4 protein-coding genes and 1 tRNA gene are annotated in these 3,758 nt (G+C 63.1%); 2 read left to right on the forward strand and 3 right to left on the reverse strand.

The annotated features are described in order from the left end of the window. The coding region (locus JMF86_RS00715; protein ID WP_201316676.1) for a cytochrome c5 family protein at positions 1-585 on the reverse strand (585 nt) is incomplete at its 3' end. Positions 586-836: 251 nt separating this feature from the next. Between JMF86_RS00715 and JMF86_RS00720 the strand changes: the two genes are divergently transcribed. Beyond that, positions 837-912: transfer RNA gene (locus tag JMF86_RS00720), tRNA-Arg, on the forward strand. 310 nt (positions 913-1,222) lie between these two features. Here the strand turns inward: JMF86_RS00720 and JMF86_RS00725 are convergent. Continuing rightward, positions 1,223-2,716 (reverse strand): PLP-dependent aminotransferase family protein, encoded by a 1,494-nt coding sequence (locus JMF86_RS00725; RefSeq protein ID WP_011546756.1) that lies wholly within the window; start codon positions 2,714-2,716, stop codon positions 1,223-1,225. A gap of 151 nt (positions 2,717-2,867) precedes the next feature. Between JMF86_RS00725 and JMF86_RS00730 the strand changes: the two genes are divergently transcribed. Further along, the gene (locus JMF86_RS00730; protein WP_011546755.1) at positions 2,868-3,314 is read left to right on the forward strand and encodes a carboxymuconolactone decarboxylase family protein; all 447 of its coding nucleotides are present in this window, start codon (positions 2,868-2,870) and stop codon (positions 3,312-3,314) included. Positions 3,315-3,419: 105 nt separating this feature from the next. On the opposite strand, the gene JMF86_RS00735 is transcribed toward JMF86_RS00730, so the two are convergent. Then, on the reverse strand, positions 3,420-3,758 hold a 339-nt coding region (locus tag JMF86_RS00735; protein WP_156349320.1), incomplete at its 5' end, for a methylated-DNA--[protein]-cysteine S-methyltransferase.

The following is a 3,758-nucleotide window of genomic DNA, read 5'->3' on the forward strand; positions in this document are numbered from 1 at the left end:
GGCCATGGCCGCGGCGGCCTGCGCGTTCGACGCGTCGGCGCCCGACGCGGGCGCGCCGCTGGCGGGCTGCGCCGCATTGGCGGCCGGTGCGGCCGGCTCGGGGAAGTTCGCGCCGTCGTTGTTCGCCATGTAGACGATCGCGCGGGCGATTTCATAGTCGCTGACGTCGTCGGGGCTCGTGCCGCCGCGCGCCGGCATCGCGCCCTTGCCCGCGAGGGCCGTCTTCAGCAGCGTGTCGAAGCCTTGCGAGATGCGCGGCGCCCAGTCGTCCTTGTTGCCGAACTTCGGCGCGCCGGCGGCGCCGGTGCCGTGGCAGGTCACGCAGACGGCCTTGTAGACCTCCTCGCCGGTTTTGTACGTGCGGGGTGCGTTGGCGTCCTTCACCTCGACCTTCGCGATGGGGGCGATACGTGCGGCGACCTGCTCGTCGGATAGCGCGTCCGTGCCGGCGCCGGAACGGAACGCATGGTTCGCGTAATTGGCGAACAGGACGATCAGGATGATCGGGATCGCGAACGACGCGATGATGACGGCAATCAGCTGCCCGGGGGTTTTGACGGGAGATTCGTGGGGTGCTTCGCTCATGCTTGCCTCGTCTCCATGAATAGGAATTGTGAGCGCGGTGCAACGGCAAAATGGCAGTCCAATGAAGCACGGACGATTATAGACGGAACGTTTACATCACGGCGAGCGGCGCGATGGCGCGTGTTTACCCGCACGCAGCGGCGCCCGGCGGCGATTCGGCGGGCAAGGTGGACGCGTCTTGGGAAACCGGGTATCCTTGCCGTCTTGCCAATCGTGGGCGGCCTGTATATGGGGTCGCTTCACTGTCTCACGCGCCCGTAGCTCAATGGATAGAGTACTGCCCTCCGAAGGCAGGGGTTGCTGGTTCGATCCCAGCCGGGCGCGCCAAGAAAATGATAAAAATCAAGGAGTTGGTGTAGCGCCTCTAGCGCTGGGCAAGTTCGTACGGAAATCATACGGAAATGCGCCATGCACCAAAGCGCGTCAGTCGAGGCCCTCGGCCTTGCTCCCTGTTCTCTAAAGCTGCTCCGCGTTATCCTGCCGAAAATCTCCCGGCTCTAAACTGCCGACGCCCAATGTTGCGTGGCCAAGGCGGCTGCTCGTAGACAATCTCCCCCTTTTTCGCAGCTTTGAGCGATCTGGTCTGACGGCGTCCAACGTTGGAAAATGGCATCCGGCGGTCGGCTCTTTCCGACCCTTAGCGGTCGTCGATATTTCTAGAAAGCGGACGTTCGACGCCGCGTTGGCGACCGTTGGACTCATGTGGGCTACGACTTGATGACGCAACGATACCCGCAAGCGTCGCGCAGACGGTCTCGATGTTGTCTGGGCGGAGGTTTGTCGCGCTGAGTAGCAAGCCACCTTGTGCGTTGCTGCGGCGAAGGTACCAGGCGGAGAGTGCCGAAGGCGCGAGGCCATGCGCCCGGGCAATGCCGACAACCATGCGGTCGTCGGCGGTTTGTGGCAGCGGTGCGATCACCCCCAGGCCCGCCATCATGGTGCCCGGCAGAAACTTGTTGACATGCGCCAGCGTCAGGCGTCGGCGCTCCGCATAGAGCGCCTTCATCTGTCGCAGGTGCCGCAGGTAGTGTCCATTCCTCAGAAACTCCGTCACCGCCAATTGGGTGGTCCGGTTCGGAGCTGGGGACAACACGGCGGCTACCTCAACCAGACGCTCCGCCACTGAGCGTGGGGCAACGACGAAACCCAGGCCGAGCCCCGGGCTGATCGTCTTGCTGAACGCGCCGATGTGAACCACACACTCGGCACCTTCGCCTGCAGCAAGGGCCGGTGCGGCGCGGCCTTCGAGCTGTAGTTCTCCGAGATAGTCGTCTTCGATGATCCAGGCACCCCTTGTCGCCGCCCAGTCGAGCAGCGCATGCCTTCGTGCCGGCGACAGGGTCACGCCGAGCGGGGCATGCTGGCCCGGCGTGACCAACGCCAGCAAAGCATCTGGCGCGCTGGCGACGCCAGCCTCCACTCGCAGCCCATCGGCATCGACAGGTACGGGTATGACCGCTGCACCGATGATTTCCAGCGCGCGTCTTCCCAGTGGATAGCCTGGCTCCTCGAGCCACGCCTTGCGTCCATGCGCGCGCAGTGCGGTCAGTGCCAGCATCAGGCTTTGCCGGTATCCGCTGGTGACGATGACCTGATCGGGATGACATTGCATCTGCCGGCTTACGGCCAGGTGGCTCGCGATCTGGGCTCGCAGGGCAGGTTCGCCGCGCGGATCGGCATAGGCCGTGTAAGCGAAGGCATCGGCGCGTACGGCACGCGTGCGCATGCGGGCCCAGAGCTTGGCTGGGAATGCGTCGTGGGCCGGTACGCCCATCTGGAATGGAAGCGGGGCGCTCGAAAATGGGCGGGTGAAATCCGCTAGAGGCCCGTCAAGGGAAGCCTCGCCATCCGCTCGCTCCGCGGGCAGCCGCGCGCAAACGTGTGTGCCCGAGGAGCCTGCACCGAATACCAGATTCTCGGCGATCAACCGATCGTAGGCCACGCGGACGGTGCCGCGGGCGACGCCAAGTTGCGCAGCGAGGTCCCGGCCGGAAGGCAGGCGCTGTCCGGGTACGAGCCGGCCCTCGACGATTGCCTGGCGCAGGCTCGCATGGATCTGGTCGCCGATCGGCTCGGCGATGGCACGGTCCACCAGGATGGACAGCGCAGCGGGCGAATTCGGTTGATTCATTTTTGGGCCAGTCGTTTCGCCAGTTTTTGGGCCTGTTTCTCTAATGCCCAGCGGAGTAACGTTGCGTTATGACATGGATCGCGGCGCAAGTCGATAGGCGGCTTGGACGCGACGGCGACACTATTCGCATCACCCACGGAGAAGGACCGAGATGACCCGCATGAACTGGCAAGAGACCGCACCGGACGGCGCAAAGGCGCTTTTTGGTATCCACCACTACGTCACGAAGAAGACGAATCTCCCCGAGGAACTTGTCCACCTCGTGTTTCTCCGCGTCTCGCAAATCAACGGGTGCGCGCATTGCATCGACATGCATAGCCGCGATCTCAGAAAAACCATGTCCGTCGACAAAATTACGCTGGTGCCAGTGTGGGATGAGGTTGCGCACTTGTTCACCGATCAGGAGCGTGCCGCGCTGGCCTGGTCTGAGGAAGTCACGCGTGTCAGCGAAACGCATGCATCGGATGAAGCCTATGCCGCTGCTGCGGCGGCATTTTCGCCGAAGGACCTGGTTGACCTCACGATCGCCATCGCCGCGATGAACGCGTTCAATCGTCTCGGTGCGCCTTTCCGGGTGCCTGTTGCTGCCGTGGCGTAATTAACGCGGCGCGTACCCTGAAATCGTTTTGCCGAGCCTCTCTGGGCTGCGTTATGCCGGACGCTTCAAACCGGAGGCACGGCAATCGTTCATGATTATCGTCGCTCACGATTGCACGTGAGTGCAACGTTCACGGTCAAGCAGCGCCTGCTTGCGGTCAATGCCCCATGCATAGCCCCAAAACCTTCCATCAGTTCTGACTACGCGATGGCAAGGGATCGCAACGGCTAGCGGGTTGCCAGCGCAAGCGCTGGCAATATCAAGCTCCGACACGTCAGTTCCAACGAGGCGCGCGACCTGCGCATAGCTCAGTGTGCTTCCCACCGGAATTTTGCGAAGCACTTGCCAAACACGCTGTTGGAAAGCGGTGCCTCGAATATCGAGGGGGAGGTTCTTGTCGATAGCGGGCTGCTCGATCATACCGACGACGTTTGCCACCAACGC

It is taken from the genome of Burkholderia sp. E168m15, assembly GCF_016586105.1.
Lineage (GTDB): Bacteria > Pseudomonadota > Gammaproteobacteria > Burkholderiales > Burkholderiaceae > Burkholderia > Burkholderia orbicola.

What these genes read in the sequence shown, in the direction of transcription:
- JMF86_RS00725 (WP_011546756.1), bottom strand. Translation starts at nt 2,716, where the DNA reads ATGAATCAACCGAATTCGCCCGCTGCGCTGTCCATCCTGGTGGACCGT.
- JMF86_RS00730 (WP_011546755.1), top strand. Translation starts at nt 2,868, where the DNA reads ATGACCCGCATGAACTGGCAAGAGACCGCACCGGACGGCGCAAAGGCG.